The sequence below is a fragment of the Salinicola sp. MH3R3-1 genome (assembly GCF_001937155.1).
Lineage (GTDB): Bacteria > Pseudomonadota > Gammaproteobacteria > Pseudomonadales > Halomonadaceae > Salinicola > Salinicola halophyticus.
In genome coordinates this window covers 23,082-37,886 of the sequence record NZ_MSDP01000015.1, presented here as the reverse complement: position 1 = coordinate 37,886, position 14,805 = coordinate 23,082, and the positions used below count along the sequence as shown (strand labels likewise).

Annotated in this window: 14 protein-coding genes; 9 read left to right on the top strand and 5 right to left on the bottom strand. The window is 59.4% G+C overall.

The annotated features are described in order from the left end of the window. Positions 1–11 precede the first annotated feature (11 nt). Positions 12–455: a transcriptional repressor gene (locus BTW08_RS09530; RefSeq protein WP_075562293.1), complete on the bottom strand. Its 444-nt coding sequence runs from the start codon at positions 453–455 to the stop codon at positions 12–14. Between the two features lie 527 nt (positions 456–982). Here BTW08_RS09530 and cyoA point away from each other — a divergent pair. From cyoA to cyoE, 5 genes are read left to right on the top strand one after another with little or no spacing between them, the layout of a single operon-like run. After that, positions 983–1,972: a ubiquinol oxidase subunit II gene (gene cyoA / locus BTW08_RS09525; protein ID WP_348638914.1), complete on the top strand. Its 990-nt coding sequence runs from the start codon at positions 983–985 to the stop codon at positions 1,970–1,972. A 4-nt stretch (positions 1,973–1,976) separates the two neighbouring features. After that, entirely contained in the window at positions 1,977–3,959 is a 1,983-nt protein-coding gene (cyoB, locus tag BTW08_RS09520; RefSeq protein ID WP_075562291.1) for a cytochrome o ubiquinol oxidase subunit I, read from the top strand. A gap of 2 nt (positions 3,960–3,961) precedes the next feature. Continuing rightward, entirely contained in the window at positions 3,962–4,579 is a 618-nt protein-coding gene (cyoC, locus tag BTW08_RS09515; protein WP_075562290.1) for a cytochrome o ubiquinol oxidase subunit III, read from the top strand. 1 nt (position 4,580) lies between these two features. After that, positions 4,581–4,913 (top strand): cytochrome o ubiquinol oxidase subunit IV, encoded by a 333-nt coding sequence (gene cyoD, locus BTW08_RS09510; protein ID WP_075562289.1) that lies wholly within the window; start codon positions 4,581–4,583, stop codon positions 4,911–4,913. 7 nt (positions 4,914–4,920) lie between these two features. Beyond that, positions 4,921–5,814 carry a heme o synthase gene (cyoE, locus tag BTW08_RS09505; protein WP_075562288.1) on the top strand — a complete coding sequence of 298 codons (894 nt, stop codon included), beginning with the start codon at positions 4,921–4,923 and terminating at the stop codon, positions 5,812–5,814. Positions 5,815–5,918: 104 nt separating this feature from the next. On the opposite strand, the gene BTW08_RS09500 is transcribed toward cyoE, so the two are convergent. The 4 genes from BTW08_RS09500 to gorA form a co-directional block, all read right to left on the bottom strand. Continuing rightward, positions 5,919–6,314 carry an ectoine synthase gene (locus tag BTW08_RS09500; RefSeq protein WP_075562287.1) on the bottom strand — a complete coding sequence of 132 codons (396 nt, stop codon included), beginning with the start codon at positions 6,312–6,314 and terminating at the stop codon, positions 5,919–5,921. A 77-nt stretch (positions 6,315–6,391) separates the two neighbouring features. Then, positions 6,392–7,657 (bottom strand): diaminobutyrate--2-oxoglutarate transaminase, encoded by a 1,266-nt coding sequence (gene ectB, locus BTW08_RS09495; protein WP_075562286.1) that lies wholly within the window; start codon positions 7,655–7,657, stop codon positions 6,392–6,394. A gap of 120 nt (positions 7,658–7,777) precedes the next feature. Beyond that, the gene (gene ectA / locus BTW08_RS09490) at positions 7,778–8,362 is read right to left on the bottom strand and encodes a diaminobutyrate acetyltransferase (RefSeq protein ID WP_075562285.1); all 585 of its coding nucleotides are present in this window, start codon (positions 8,360–8,362) and stop codon (positions 7,778–7,780) included. Between the two features lie 362 nt (positions 8,363–8,724). Next, on the bottom strand, positions 8,725–10,098 hold the full coding sequence (gene gorA / locus BTW08_RS09485; protein ID WP_075562284.1) for a glutathione-disulfide reductase: 1,374 nt from the start codon (positions 10,096–10,098) through the stop codon (positions 8,725–8,727). 268 nt (positions 10,099–10,366) lie between these two features. Here gorA and can point away from each other — a divergent pair, with 268 nt between their 5' ends. The 4 genes from can to BTW08_RS09465 all read left to right on the top strand — a co-directional run bounded on the left by can (position 10,367) and on the right by BTW08_RS09465 (position 14,801). Next, complete coding sequence (gene can, locus BTW08_RS09480; protein WP_075562283.1) at positions 10,367–11,011, top strand: carbonate dehydratase; 645 nt, start codon at positions 10,367–10,369, stop codon at positions 11,009–11,011. Between the two features lie 159 nt (positions 11,012–11,170). Then, on the top strand, positions 11,171–12,814 hold the full coding sequence (locus BTW08_RS09475; RefSeq protein WP_075562282.1) for an ABC transporter substrate-binding protein: 1,644 nt from the start codon (positions 11,171–11,173) through the stop codon (positions 12,812–12,814). Then, on the top strand, positions 12,811–13,857 hold the full coding sequence (locus BTW08_RS09470) for an ABC transporter permease (RefSeq protein WP_075562281.1): 1,047 nt from the start codon (positions 12,811–12,813) through the stop codon (positions 13,855–13,857). The genes BTW08_RS09475 and BTW08_RS09470 overlap by 4 nt, the downstream gene beginning before the upstream one ends. After that, positions 13,854–14,801, top strand: a complete 948-nt coding sequence (locus BTW08_RS09465) for an ABC transporter permease (RefSeq protein WP_075562280.1) — start codon at positions 13,854–13,856, stop codon at positions 14,799–14,801. The genes BTW08_RS09470 and BTW08_RS09465 overlap by 4 nt, the downstream gene beginning before the upstream one ends. The last annotated feature ends 4 nt before the right edge of the window (positions 14,802–14,805 follow it).

Below are 14,805 nucleotides of genomic sequence, written 5' to 3'. Positions count from 1 at the left end.
TCGTTGCGCGATCAGGCTTTCTCGAGACAGGCATCACAGGCACCCAGCAGCTCGATAGTCTGTCGCTGGATCGTGAATCCGCGTTCGCGGGCCGTGCGGGATAGCATTTCTCCCACGGCTTCCTGATGCAGCTCTTCGACGCGGCCGCAGTGACGACAGATCAGCAGCTGAAATCGATGCACATGCTCGGGGCATGGACAGGCGATATAGGCGTTGAGTGACTCGATGCGATGAACCAGACCTTGCTCGATCAAAAAATCCAGGGCGCGATAGACCGTCGGCGGTCTGGCCGCGGCATGTTCGTCCGAAAGGCGATCGAGCAGATCGTAGGCTTTGAGGCCGCCGGGCGTTCCGGAGATCATCTCCAGCACGCGTCGGCGAATCGGCGTGAATCGAACGCCGCGTTCCTGACACTGTTGGTCTGCCTGCTTGAGGAGTACATCCGAATCGTGCATCGATATTCCCGGGCAAGTATCGAGAGCGGCATATTCTACGCGCTAGCGTCGACGGGAGCCACCGGAGGCCGCCAGGGTTTGAGCGAGTGAACGAGAGAGGCGTAACAAGTTGGTGGAGTATCCCGAGCAGATTCACGCCCAGCATCATGTATTTAACATAATATATATTATGCGAAGTAGGGCCTGGCACCTGGGAGCAGCACCGGACACGTCCGCTTCAGGATTTTCAGCAACCGGTTTCTCACCGTCGCGGATTCGTGCATCTACGCGCGGCCGGAATCCGTACATCTCTCATGCGTACATCACCATGGAGTTGCGCTACGCTTAAGCTGAAATGACGGCGATCAGACCGCGACGGTCTGCGACATATCGCCACATTGATGACGAGTTTGGCGTCATCGTCTGATGATAAGCCAATTTTTCGGTACACTACCGACCGCGAAATCCCTACTTCGTTGGCGACGTCCGATGCTCGGTGCGCCACTGCGCGTCTTGTCAGAGTTGTCAGCCCTGGCTAGCAGCGTATGATGCAGGCCGCTAACCGATTGTTGCAGGGCCGAAAAGCTTTCCTCCACTGGGGTCGTGAGATGAGAAAAAGGAACTCCCTCAAGTATTTGAGTGTGATGACGTGGTTAACCGCGCCATTGTTGTTGAGTGGTTGTGGATCCGCCTTGATGGACCCGACCGGCCAGGTCGGCCAGGGTCTTAAATCGCTGATCATTACGGCCTTTGGCTTGATGTTGATCGTGGTCATTCCGGTCATCGTGATGACCATTCTGTTTGCGTGGAAATATCGCGGGACCAACCTCGCGGCCAAGTACACGCCGAACTGGGAACATTCGAACATCATCGAGATATTCGTGTGGGCCATTCCGTGCGTCATCATCTTTTTCCTTGCCATCCTGACATGGCAGACGTCGCACTCTTACGACCCGCACAAGCCGATCGCCAGTGAAGACGAAACCATGACCATCGATGCGATTTCGCTCGACTGGAAATGGCTGTTCGTCTATCCCGACGAAGGCATCGCGACGGTCAATGAGCTGACCATCCCGGTAGATACGCCGATTCATTTCCGCGTGACCTCGGGCACCGTCATGAATTCGTTCATGGTTCCCACCCTGGGCAGCCAGATCTACGCCATGGCCGGAATGGACAACGACGTGTATCTGGAAGGCAATGAGACGGGCTCCTTCCGTGGTCGTTCGACGCATTACAGCGGTGAAGGTTTCTCCGAAATGCTGTTCGACACCAATGTGGCGACGGAATCGGACTATCAGGCGTGGGTCGACAAGGTCAAACAGTCTCCCAAGAGCATGATGTTCCCGGAGAACTATGACCAGATCGCCAAGCCCTCGATTGCCAATCCAGTAGAATACTTTTCGCAGGTCTCGCCGGATTTCTACGGCGATCTGATCAAAAGTTACAAAGCGGGTCATGGGGGTACGGACAACCATGGCGAGCACAACGAAGCACGGGAGTCTTCAATGCCCATGAGTGCGCAGGCAGCGGAGTAACGTCATGTTTGGAAAACTCAGTTTAGATTCGATTCCCTTCCATGAGCCGATCATCATGGTCACCGCGGCGGCCATCGGCATCATTGGTGCGCTGGTCGTCGGTTTGATTACCTATTACGGCAAATGGGGCTATCTCTGGACCGATTGGGTGACGTCCATCGATCACAAGAAGATCGGTGTAATGTATTTTCTCGTTGCCCTGGTCATGCTCGTTCGCGGTTTCGCCGATGCGATCATGATGCGGACTCAGCAGGCTCTGGCCGCTGGTGGCGCCGAAGGGTACTTGCCGCCCCACCACTTCGATCAGATCTTCACCGCTCACGGTGTCATCATGATCTTCTTCGTCGCCATGCCCATGGTCATCGGTCTGATGAACCTGGTCGTGCCGCTGCAGATCGGCGCCCGTGACGTGGCCTTCCCGTTCATGAACAACCTGAGTTTCTGGCTGTTCGCGGTGGGCATGATTCTGGTGAACATGTCGCTGGTCATCGGTGAGTTCGCCAAGACCGGCTGGCTGGCCTACGCGCCATTATCGGAATTGCAATACAGTCCGGATGTCGGCGTCGATTACTGGATATGGGCATTGCAGCTCTCAGGTATCGGGACCACGCTGACGGGGATCAACTTCTTCGTCACCATCCTGAAAATGCGCACCAAAGGCATGTCCCTGTTCCGCATGCCGATCTTCACCTGGACCGCGCTCTGCACCAACGTGCTGATCATTCTGTCGTTCCCGATCCTGACCGTGACCATTGCCCTGCTGACCCTGGATCGCTATCTGGGCATGCACTTCTTCACCAATGATATGGGCGGCAGCCAGATGATGTACGTCAACCTCATCTGGGCCTGGGGCCACCCGGAAGTCTATATCTTGATCTTGCCGGCATTCGGCGTCTTCTCCGAGGTCATCGCGACCTTTACCAAGAAGCGTCTGTTCGGCTACAAGACCATGGTCTGGGCCACGGCGGCGATCACCGTATTGTCGTTCATCGTATGGCTGCACCACTTCTTCACCATGGGTGCGGGAGCCAACGTCAATGCCTTCTTCGGCATCATGACGATGATCATCGCGATTCCGACCGGGGTGAAGATATTCAACTGGCTGTTCACCATGTATCGCGGGCGCATCCAGTTCACGACGCCGGTACTCTGGACGATCGGTTTCATCATCACCTTTACCCTGGGCGGTATGACCGGTGTCATGCTGGCCGTACCGGGCGCCAACTTCGTGCTGCACAACAGTCTGTTCGTCATCGCTCACTTCCATAACGTCATCATCGGCGGCGTGGTGTTCGGGATGATGGCCGGCTTCACGTACTGGTTCCCGAAAGCCTTCGGCTTCACGCTGAGTGAAAAATGGGGCAAGCGCTCCTTCTGGTGCTGGCTGATCGGCTTCTACGTCGCGTTCATGCCGCTGTACGCGCTGAGCTTCTTCGGTGCCATGCGCCGGATGCAGTCCTATGAACAGACCGAGTGGCAGCCGCTGATGATCGTGGCCTGGTTTGGCGCGGTGATCATCGCCTGCGGTATTGCCTGCATCGTGATCCAGCTCGTCGTCAGTATTCGCGATCGCGAGAAGAACCGTGATCTGACCGGCGATCCGTGGGATGGGCGTACGCTGGAGTGGTCCACCTCCTCTCCGCCCCCGAACTACAACTTCGCCTACCTGCCCGATGTCGCGTCCATCGACAGCTACTGGGAGATGAAGCAGCAGCCGGGTGGCTTCAAGCGCGAGCTGGCGACCAAGTTCGAGGACATTCACATGCCCAAGAACACGGCCGAGGGTCCGATCATGTCGCTGTTCGCCCTTTTCTTCGGTTTCGCGCTGATCTGGCACATCTGGTGGCTGGTAGGCGTGGGCGCCATTGGCATGTTCGTGACGTTCATGTTCCGTATCTTCAATAACGATACCGACTACCACGTCAGCGCTGCCGAGGTCGAAAGGACCGAGCGTGAATACCACAAACGGTTGGAGATGCAGGCTTAATCATGGCAACCGACACAATCAAGCAACATGACGCTCATGCCCACGACGGGCATGAGCACCACGACGCAGGCGCAATGAAGGTCTTCGGGTTCTGGATCTACCTGATGAGCGACCTGGTGATCTTCGGCTCGCTGTTCGCGACCTTCGGCGTGCTGGCCACGGCGACCGCCGGCGGCCCGACGTCCCAGGAGATCTTCGAACTGCCCTTCGTGCTGGTCGAGACCTTCCTGCTGTTGATCAGTAGTTTCACCTTCGGTCTGGCGGTACTGGCGCAGAATGCCGGTGACCGCGGCGCGGTTCTGAAATGGCTGGCAGTGACGTTTCTACTGGGCGCCGGCTTCATCTCGATGGAAATCTACGAATTCCATCATCTGATCGCCGAAGGTGCCGGTCCGGACCGCAGCGCGTTCCTGTCTGCATTCTTTACCCTGGTCGGGACGCACGGCCTGCACGTGACATTCGGTCTGATCTGGATCGCGATCATGTTCTTCCAGATCTCCAAGCGCGGACTCGACAGCGTGACCATGCCGCGGATGCTGTGCCTCAGTCTGTTCTGGCACTTCCTGGACATCGTCTGGATCTGCGTCTTCTCCTTCGTCTACCTGATAGGAGCCATGTGACATGAGCGATATTCACACCTCGCACGACGGCGCCAGTCACGGCAGCTACAAGTCATACATTATCGGGCTCGCGCTTTCGATCGTGTTGACGCTGATTTCATTCGGCGTCGTCATGACCGGCAGCTTCGGCATCCCGGCAATGATGATCACGGTTGTCGTTACCGCCATCATCCAGGTGCTCGTGCAGCTGATTCTCTTCATGCACTTGAATACCAAGTCCGAAGGCGGCTGGAACGTGATTTCCTTCGTCTTCACTATCGGTATTCTGACGCTGATCGTCGGCGGTTCTCTGTGGATCATGCACAACATCCACATCAACATGATGCTGGGCTAACCTGCAAATGGCCTTGAAGCCCTATTTGGCGCTGACCAAGCCCGGCATCATCTTCGGCAATCTCGTGACAGTCATCGGCGGCTATTTTCTGGCCGCCGGTGGCCGTTTCGATCTGTGGTTGTTCCTGGCAACGGTACTCGGCACGTCGTTGGTCGTCGCGTCCGGCTGCGTTTTCAATAACGTGATCGACCGCGATATCGATGGCCACATGGCGCGTACCCAGTCTCGTGCCATGGTGACCGGCGAGATTTCGATTCCGATCGCCCTGCTGCTGGGCTGTCTGATGGGCGTTGTCGGCTTCGGTCTGCTGGCGTGGATGACCACGCCCATGGCCACAGGATTCGCGGCATTCGGTTTCGCCATCTATGTCGGTGCCTACAGCCTCTATCTCAAACGGAATTCGGTCTACAGCACGCTGATCGGTAGTCTGTCCGGGGCATCGCCGCCGGTCATCGGCTACTGTGCGGTAACGGGGACGTTCGATCTGGGTGCCCTGCTGTTGCTGATCATCTTCAGCATGTGGCAGATGCCCCACTCCTACGCCATCGCCATTTTTCGGTTCGACGACTACGCCTCGGCATCGATACCGGTGCTTCCGGTGAAATGCGGTATCGCCGTCGCGAAGCGACATATCGTTATCTACACGGTGCTGTTCGTGATCGCCTCGGTCATGCTGTCGGTCGCCGGCTATACGGGATGGGCTTACGCCATCGTTGCCGTTGCCGTCGGCGGTTACTGGCTCAGTATTACGCTCAGAGGCTTCCGGACCACCAATAACGAAGCCTGGGCCCGCAAGGTCTTCGGCATCTCGATCATGGTGGTGACGGCGTTGAGCGTGATGATGTCCGTGGACAGCCGTCTACCGATGGCAGAGCCGCTGGTGTCGCTAGCGTTGGGTTGAACGACGCCTAGAAACGAAAAAAGACCGCCTTTCGGCGGTCTTTTTTTTGTCAGCGTCATAGGCTGGTAGCGCCCCGTTGACGCTGGCACTTCACTCGGGTCGAATCAGTCGTCCGCCGGCGCGTAGGAGCCGTCTTCACGATGGATCTCGCGACCGGTCAATGCCGGGCTGAAGACGCAGGCGACGGTCATGCCCTTCTCCTTGCCGCGCAGCCAATGCTCGTCGTGCTGGTCCAGCAGGTACATGTCGCCTGCCTTGATGGTATGAATCTTGCCATCGGCGATGGTTTCCACTTCCCCTTCACCCTCGTAGCAGAATACCGCTTCGATGTGATTCTTGTAGTGAATGTGGGTTTCCGTGCCCGGATGAATTCGGGTGATGTTGAACGAAAAGCCACAGTTATCCTCGGCCAGCATCAAGCGGGTGCTGTCCCAGTTGCCGTTCTCGGCTTCCACGAAACGGTCGGTTTTCATGCACTCTTGAAGATTACGTACGATCATCGATCACAACTCCTGGTAAGTGATACAGGGAATGAAAAGCAGCCCCTGAGGGCCGCTTTTCCGGGTCAGTGTCGCGTTTAAGCCAGAGCTTCCCGAGTGCTGCGCTCCAGAATGTCCAGACCTTCGAGTAGGTCTTCATCGCTGATCACCAGCGGGCAGAGGCACTTGATGACCTGACCGCCCTGGCCGGCAGTTTCGATGATCAAGCCGTTCTCGAAGGCCTTGGCGGTAATCTTGTCCGCCACCTCGCCGTCGCGAACGTCGATGCCACGCATCAGCCCGCGGCCGCGCTCGCTTGCCGGATAGCCCATCTCGGTCAGCGAAGCGGCAATTCTGGCAAAGCGCTCCTGGACGATGCGGCCCTTGCGCTGCACCTCGAGCTCGAACTGGTCGTCGCTCCAGAAATGCTTGAGCGCGGCAGTAGCCGTCACGAAGGCCATGTTGAAGCCGCGGAAGGTGCCGTTGTATTGGCCCGGCTTCCACTTGTCCAGCTCGGGGCGCATCAGCACGTGGGCAAACGGCAGGCCATAGGCGGACAGCGATTTCGAATTGGTCACGATGTCGGGCACGATATTGGCGTGCTCGAAGCTGAAGAACTTGCCGGTACGACCACAGCCCGCCTGAATGTCGTCGACGATCAGCAGGATGTCGTGCGCGCGGCAGATGCCCTCGAGCCGCTTGAGCCAATCCAGCCCGGCGGGGTTGATACCGCCCTCGCCCTGCACCGTCTCGACGATGACACCGGCCGGCACATCGAGGCCGCCGGATTTGTCGCCCAGCAGCTTCTCGAAATAGTCGAGCGTGTCGACGCCTTCGCCGAGGTAGCCGTCGAACGGCAGGAAGCTGGCCCCCTGGGTGGGAATGCCCCCGGTGGCTTCGCGGAACTTGCGGTTACCGGTCGTCGCCAGCGCGCCCATGGTCACGCCGTGGAAACCGTTGGTGAAAGTAACGATGTTGTGGCGTCCCTTGGCGACCCGGGCCAAGCGAATGGCCGCTTCGGTGGCGTTGGTGCCGGTCGGGCCGGGCAAATGAACCTTGTAGTCCAGTCCGCGCGGCTTGAAGATCAATTCTTCCAGCGCCTCGAGATAGTCGCGCTTGGCCGTCGACCACATGTCCAGGCCATGAACGATGCCATTGGAGGTAATGTACTCGACCAACGCTTCCTGCAGCTTGGGATGGTTGTGGCCGTAGTTGAGCGTGCCGGCACCGGCCAGAAAGTCGATGTATTCGCGGCCGTCCTCGTCGGTCAGCCGGGCACCCTGGGCCTTGCCGAAGACGACCGGAAACGAGCGGGAATAGGTCCGGACTTCTGATTCCATGCGTTCGAAAATCTGGGTCTGCATACAACCTCCTCAGTGGATGGATATCGATAGTGAAGTGATTGACTTGGGACAGTCGCAGTGAATACGTAAACGATCAGGCGGAAAAGCCGAGCGAGAAAACGGCGCGCAACGTCAGATGCGTCAGCCCTGAATGCGCTGCGGATCGAACGGGCCGATGCGGACGAGATTCTCCGGATCGTGTTCGCCCCCCAGCTGATCGGTAGAGAAATATTCGCGACTGATGAGCGGCGCCTGCCACCGATCGGCCAACCGACGAAACAGCCCCCACGAGGCCTGGTTGTCAGGTGTGATGGTGGTTTCCAGGTGATTCAATCCCGACAGCTCCGATCGCGTCAGCACGGCTTCTACCAGACGACGTGCCAGGCCGGTACCGCGAGCCTTTTCTCCCACGGCCACCTGCCATAGAAAATAGATGTCGGGAGCTGCAGCCTTGACGTAACCCGAGACGAAGCCGACGATTTCGCCGTCCTCGGTGGTCGCGACAGCGCAACTGTCACGGAACTGCGTTGCCAGTAGCAGATAAGCGTAGCCGGAATTGACATCGAGCGGTGGGCACGCCTTGACCAACTCGTAGATACCCCAGCCATCTTCCGTGGTGGGCTTGCGAATGAAGAGAGGCATGTCAGGCTTGCCGACGACGGCATCAGCCACGGTAGGCCTTGCCAGATCTGCCGAGGGCGTAAATGCCGGGTTGGGGTTGGTCATCGTCATCGTCGCTATGGCGAATTTGGGATTCAGAATAACAGTGAGTCAGCCAACCTTCAAACGACAGGTTATTTAGCCGCGCATATTCAATAAATAATATTTATATGCTGGCGGGCTTGCGACTGCCTCGATACCCGAAGTCTAGACGACGAGCGAAGGTCCGTGAGGAAAAGTAGTCGGGGAAATCCCGGGAAGCGATGAGGTACGGGGCTTCGATGTAGCAGCGACGCCAAGAGAGCGGGCTTGTGGCGACCTGCCGCCGTTGCTGCATGACCGGCGCCTGCCGATTGACGAAATGCGATGAACCGAAGCGATAGCCGCCCTGCCCGGCGGCCAATTTGAGGTTCAGCGATCGGCAATGATCAGCGTCGCGTCACGCTGCGCATGGTGACGAACTCTTCCGCGGCGGTGGGATGAATACCCACCGTGGCATCGAAATCGCTCTTGGTCAGCCGAGCGCGCACGGCGATCGCGATTCCCTGAATGGTCTCGCCTGCGTCGTCGCCCACCATATGAGCACCGACGACACGATCGCTTTCATCATCAACCACTAGCTTCATCAGGCAACGCTCGTCGCTGCCGGATAGCGTGTGCTTCATCGGACGGAAATCCGCGCTGTAGATGCGCACTGCCTCGAAACGCTCCCGCGCCTCTTCTTCGGATAGGCCGACGGTGCCGATGTTGGGGTGACAGAACACGGCCGTCGCGATGTTCTGATAGTCGAGCGGTGCTGGCGTCTTGCCGCCCACGTTCTGGGTGAAGTGGTGCTGGACCAGGTGCATTGCCTCGGCGAGCGCAACCGGGGTCAATTCGGGGCCGCCGGTCACGTCACCCAGGCCGAGGATCGAGGGCACCGAGGATTCGTAGCGTTCGTTGACCTTGAGCGTACCGTCGGTGTTGAGCTCGACGCCCAGCGCCTCCAGTCCCAGCCCTTCCAGGTGGGGCCGACGGCCGGTGGCGGCGAGTACGGCGTCCACTTCAAACTGCTCGCCGCTGGTCAACGTCACCTCGAGCCCGCTCTCTACCTTGCGAATGCGCTCGATATTGGTCTTGAAATGCAGGTCGACCCCTTTCTTGACCATTTCGTCGCGGGTGAACTCTCGCACTTCCCGATCGAAACCACGCAGGAATAGCTCCCCACGGTAGATCAGGCTCGTGTCCGCGCCGAGGCCGTTGAAGATGCTGGCGAACTCGACGGCGATGTAGCCACCGCCCAGCACCAGGAAGCGCTTGGGAAAGCTGTCGAGATCGAATACCTGGTTGGAGTTGATGGTGTGTTCACTGCCCTCGAACTCGGGCGTCCAGGGCCAGCCGCCCACCGCCACCAGTATCTTCTCGGCGGTGATGCGATCGCCGTTGATCTCGACGGCGTTGGCATCGACGACCTTGGCACGACCATTGATCAGCGTGACGCCGGCGCCATCCAGCAATCGACTGTAGATACCGTTAAGGCGCTTGATCTCCTCGATCTTGTTGTCGCGCAGTGTCGCCCAGTCAAACGTCGGTGCCTGCGGAATCGTCCAGCCAAATCCCGCGCTGTCCTCGAACGCGTCATGGAAATGCGCCGCATAGGAGTACAGCTTCTTCGGTACGCAGCCTACGTTGACGCAGGTGCCGCCGAGATAGCGGTCCTCGGCAACCGCGACTCTGGCGCCCGTCGCTGCGGCCGTTCGTGCGGCACGCACGCCGCCGGAACCGGCTCCTATCACGAAGAGATCGTAATCGTAATTCGCCACGGTGAAACTCCTTGAAACAAGATCTTGGGAACATAATGCCGCGATGATACCAGCCTCGGTCGTCTGTCGAAAAAGACCGTGCCTATGAGGGCGATATAAAAAAAGCTTTGGGGATAGGATGCTAGCGTTGGTGATGCCATCGGGTCCGTTGAGCCCCTCCTTCAGCACGCCTTCGCCATGCCTTCGAAAATCCCCTCGGATAGCCTAGAATCATCGCTTTGCCGGCGCGACAAGACGTCCGCCGATTCACGTATCTCAGGGTGCTGCCATGAGCGATATCAACACGCTACTCGAACAGAATCGACGCTGGGCCGACGGGGTTCAGCAGCGAGATCCGAACTTCTTCGCGCAGCTTTCTCAGCAGCAGAATCCCGACTATCTCTGGATCGGCTGCTCCGACAGCCGCGTGCCTGCCAATCAGATCGTCGATCTGCCGCCCGGCGAAGTATTCGTTCACCGCAATGTCGCCAACCTGATCTACCACAACGACATGAACGCGCTGTCGGTCGTCCAGTTCGCCGTCGACGTGCTCAAGGTCAAGCACATCATGGTCGTCGGACACTACGGCTGTGGCGGGGTCAAGGCGGCGATCACCGGGGGAGAACACGGCATCGTCGACTACTGGCTCAACAGCATCAGCGAGCTCTACCAGCAGCATCGCCCCACCCTCGAGTCACTGCCCTTGGAAGAGCAGATCGATCGGATGTGCGAACACAACGTTCGTCTGCAGGTGGCCAACCTGTGTCGTACCAAGATCATTCAGCGCGCCTGGGAGCGCAACCAGCCATTGTCGGTGCATGGCTGGGTCTACGGCCTCACCGATGGGCGCGTCAACGATCTCGGCTGCACGGTATCGCGCGCCGACGAGATGGGCGCCATCCGGATCCAGCCGACGTTCCCCGCCGAAAGCTGATCTCCCCTTCGCGTCTCGTCCTGTCAGCGCACGCCGATCATCGGCTGACGGGACGCTCGTCATTCACGGGTTGAATGCCGCGTTGCGCGATTTCGATTGGGCCCGTCGGACATCTATCAGTAAGGTAGTGGGATAACGGGCCTGCACAGCGGACTTTTAATGCGTCTCACCCTGTTTTCATCCGGCGCCCCGGCCTGCACGCGGCTCTGCGCTCTGATCGTGAGTCTATGGTTGCCCTTGTCGTGTTCGGCGCTGGCCGGCGACAAGCCGGCCGATAATGGCGTCGTCGACGATGATCAAGGCATCACGCTCAGAGTGGCTTACGACACCGCCCCGGTATCGCTGGATATCCACGAGCAGCTCTCCATTCGCATGCTCCAGCTGTCGCACCTGACTTTCGATCCGCTGGTGCGCTGGGATCGCGATCTCGAGCTCGAACCTCGCCTAGCGACCGGCTGGGAACGGATCGACGACACCACGATGCGCTTTCACCTGCGTCACGGCGTGACATTTCATAGTGGTAATGCTTTCACGGCCAAGGATGTCGTATGGACGTTGCAACGTCTCAGGCGCAGCCCGGACTTCCGTGCAATATTCGAACCGATCGAACGGGCCGAAGCGATCGACGATTTCACCGTCGATCTGCATACGCGCAAGCCCTACCCGCTGCTGCTCAACCTCGCCACTTATCTTTTCCCGATGGATAGCCGGTTCTACACCGGCACCTCGGCGGACGGACGCGACAAGGCCGAAATCGTCAAGAACGGCAATTCGTTTGCCTCGAATCACCTGTCCGGGACCGGACCGTTCGAGATCGAGAAGCGCCATCCCGGGATCAGGACCGAGTTCGAACGCTTTCCCGGCTACTGGGGTACCCAGTCGCCCGGCAACGTCGATCATCTAGTAATGACGCCGATCGCCGAGAATGCCACCCGGGTCGCTGCGCTGCGCGCCGGCGATGTCGATTTCATCTCGCCGGTGCCTTTCAACGCGATGCAGCGGCTTCGCCATGCCGATGGGATCCAACTGGTCTCCATGCCCGGCACCCGTATCACCATGCTGCAGCTCAACGAACGGCGGGTTCCGGCTTTCCGGGATAGTCGGGTACGTCGCGCGTTCACTTACGCCGTCGATCAGACGGCCATCGCCGAGCGCCTGCTGAAAGGCTTCGCGACGCCGGCGGCACAGATGTCGCCTGAGGGCTATGCGGGTCATGTGGCGACGCTGCAACCGCGTTACGATCTTGGCAAGGCGCGTGAACTGATGCGTGAAGCCGGCTACGCCAAGGGCTTTACGGTCACCCTGATGGCGCCCAACAACCGTTACGTGAATGACGCTCAGACGGCGCAGGTCGCGCTGGCGGTGGCTGCCATGCTGGCCAAGATCAACGTCACCGTCGAATTCGAGACGTTGCCCAAGAACCAGTACTGGGCCGAATACGACAAGCGCGCCGCGGACATGATGATGATGGGCTGGTACTCGGATACCGGCGATTCGGCCAATTTCTTCGAGTACCTCACGTTCTGCACCGATCCTGAGACCGGCGCCGGCCACTACAACGCCAGCGAGTACTGCAATCCGGCAATCGATGCGCTGGTCGAACGGGCGAACCTCACCATGCAGCCGGAGGCTCGCGCGCGCCTGCTGAAGCAGGCCGAGCAGTCGATTCACGATGACGCCCCCTTCATCCCCCTGTACTGGCAGAATCTTGCCTGGGCGGCGTCGGATCGCGTCGATATCGCGCCGGTGCTGAACGTGATCAACATGCCCTATCTGGGCGACGTGGTCGTTCACCCCCGATGATCATGTTTCTGATTCGACGACTGTGCCAGGCGATCATGGTGATGTTCGTCATCAGCGTGATCGGCTTCACCCTTCAGAGTGGCCTGGGCGATCCGGTGCGCCAGCTGCTGGGGCAGGCGGCGACGGACGCCGATATCATGGCGCTGCGTCAGTCGCTGGGATTGAACGACCCGCTATGGCTGCAGTATCTGCACTTCGCGGGTAACGCCCTGCGCCTGGATTTCGGCAACTCCTACTTCTTCCACGAGCCGGCGCTCGAGGTGATCGCACGCTACCTGCCGGCGACCCTCGAGCTGATCGCGACCAGCGCGGTGATCACGCTGCTGCTGGCGGCGCCGATGGGTGTCTACTGCGCGATTCGCCCGCGCAGCTGGCTATCGAGGACGCTGATGGGTCTCTCGGTGGTGGGCATTTCGGTACCCGTGTTCCTGACGGCCATGGTGCTGATCCAGCTCTTTTCGATCGGTATTCACGTGACGTTATTTCCCGAGGGGACCGGCTGGGGCAGCTGGCTCAATCAGGCGCTCTCCACCCAAGGCGGAATGCCCGCCTACGGACGGGGCAGCCCGGTACACGTCTGGGGTGTCTGGAGCACCAATTTCGCCTCATGGCGAGGTTGGCTCTATCTACTGCTCCCCGCCCTGTCGCTGGCCTTCGTCATGCTGCCGCTGTTCGTGCGTCTGATCCGCGCCGAAATGCTGGAGGTGCTGGAGTCCGACTATGTGCGATATGCCCGGGCGCGAGGCATCCGGCCGTCACGCATCTACTTTCTGCACGCGCTGAAAAACACGCTGCTACCGGTGATCACCCTGGGCGGCGTTCAGATCGGCACGCTGGCGGCTTACACCCTGCTGACGGAAACCGTCTTTCAATGGCCTGGCGCCGGGCTGATGTTTCTCGACGCGATCGAACGCGCCGATATGCCGCTGATCGTCGCCTACCTGATGGTAATCGGCGCCATCTTCGTGGTCATCAATACCCTCGTCGATCTACTCTATCGCGTGTTGAACCCGCGCATCACGATCAGCGGGAGGCCGGCATGAAGCAGAACCGACTCGGGACTGAGACGCGCTGGCGACGCTTTGGCGACTCCTACTTCGTCTATCGATTGGGCCGCGACCGCCTGGCCCAGCTCTGTCTGGCGTTGTTCGTGCTGATGATGGCAAGCATCCTGGCAGCGCCCTGGATCGCCCCGAGCAATCCCTACGACCTGGCCCAGATCGATCTGCTCGACTCCGAACTGCCGCCGTTCTGGCTCGCGGGGAGCGAGCCCGGCTTTCCGCTGGGGACTGACGCCCAGGGCCGGGATCTGCTGTCGACCATCCTCTACGGTGCCCGGGTATCGATCGCGATCGGCCTGGGCGCGGTGATGCTCCAGGCGATACTGGGCACGGCGCTGGGACTGCTTGCCGGCTATCGCGGCGGTGTCATCGACACCCTGCTGATGCGTCTGGCCGATATCCAGCTGTCGTTTTCGACGCTGATGATGGCCATCATTATCGGGGCGGTCGTCAAGACAGCGTTTGGCGGCGCGTTCTACGGCGACTACGGCGTGGTGATACTGATTCTGGTCATCGGTTTGAGCGAATGGCCCCAGTACGCGCGTACCGTCAGGGCCAAGGTGCTGGTGGAAAAGCACAAGGATTACGTCGATGCCGCTCGCGTGCTGGGTTATTCGGGGCGTCGCATCATGTTGCGACACATTCTGCCCAATACTCTGACACCAATTCTGGTGATCTCCACGGTGCAGATCGCCAACGCCATCATGGCCGAAGCGGCGCTCTCGTTCCTGGGCCTGGGCATGCCGGAAACCCAGCCGTCGCTCGGCTCGCTGATCAAGTCCGGGTTCGACTACCTGCAGTCCGGCTCCTGGTGGATCACGCTGCTGCCGGGGTTGTTCCTGGTGGCATTCGTGCTGGTGGTCAATCTGCTGGGAGACTGGCTGCGCGATACGCTCAATCCGCGCCTGCCTGAAGGACCACTATGAGGGC

Excerpts from the sequence above, each read along its gene's own strand:
- BTW08_RS09475 (WP_075562282.1), top strand. The coding sequence starts at position 11,171 with ATGCGTCTCACCCTGTTTTCATCCGGCGCCCCGGCCTGCACGCGGCTC.
- BTW08_RS09500 (WP_075562287.1), bottom strand. The coding sequence starts at position 6,314 with ATGATCGTACGTAATCTTCAAGAGTGCATGAAAACCGACCGTTTCGTG.
- BTW08_RS09530 (WP_075562293.1), bottom strand. The coding sequence starts at position 455 with ATGCACGATTCGGATGTACTCCTCAAGCAGGCAGACCAACAGTGTCAG.
- BTW08_RS09470 (WP_075562281.1), top strand. The coding sequence starts at position 12,811 with ATGATCATGTTTCTGATTCGACGACTGTGCCAGGCGATCATGGTGATG.
- cyoB (WP_075562291.1), top strand. The coding sequence starts at position 1,977 with ATGTTTGGAAAACTCAGTTTAGATTCGATTCCCTTCCATGAGCCGATC.
- BTW08_RS09465 (WP_075562280.1), top strand. The coding sequence starts at position 13,854 with ATGAAGCAGAACCGACTCGGGACTGAGACGCGCTGGCGACGCTTTGGC.
- cyoC (WP_075562290.1), top strand. The coding sequence starts at position 3,962 with ATGGCAACCGACACAATCAAGCAACATGACGCTCATGCCCACGACGGG.
- cyoA (WP_348638914.1), top strand. The coding sequence starts at position 983 with ATGCAGGCCGCTAACCGATTGTTGCAGGGCCGAAAAGCTTTCCTCCAC.
- cyoD (WP_075562289.1), top strand. The coding sequence starts at position 4,581 with ATGAGCGATATTCACACCTCGCACGACGGCGCCAGTCACGGCAGCTAC.
- cyoE (WP_075562288.1), top strand. The coding sequence starts at position 4,921 with ATGGCCTTGAAGCCCTATTTGGCGCTGACCAAGCCCGGCATCATCTTC.
- ectA (WP_075562285.1), bottom strand. The coding sequence starts at position 8,362 with ATGACCAACCCCAACCCGGCATTTACGCCCTCGGCAGATCTGGCAAGG.
- can (WP_075562283.1), top strand. The coding sequence starts at position 10,367 with ATGAGCGATATCAACACGCTACTCGAACAGAATCGACGCTGGGCCGAC.
- ectB (WP_075562286.1), bottom strand. The coding sequence starts at position 7,657 with ATGCAGACCCAGATTTTCGAACGCATGGAATCAGAAGTCCGGACCTAT.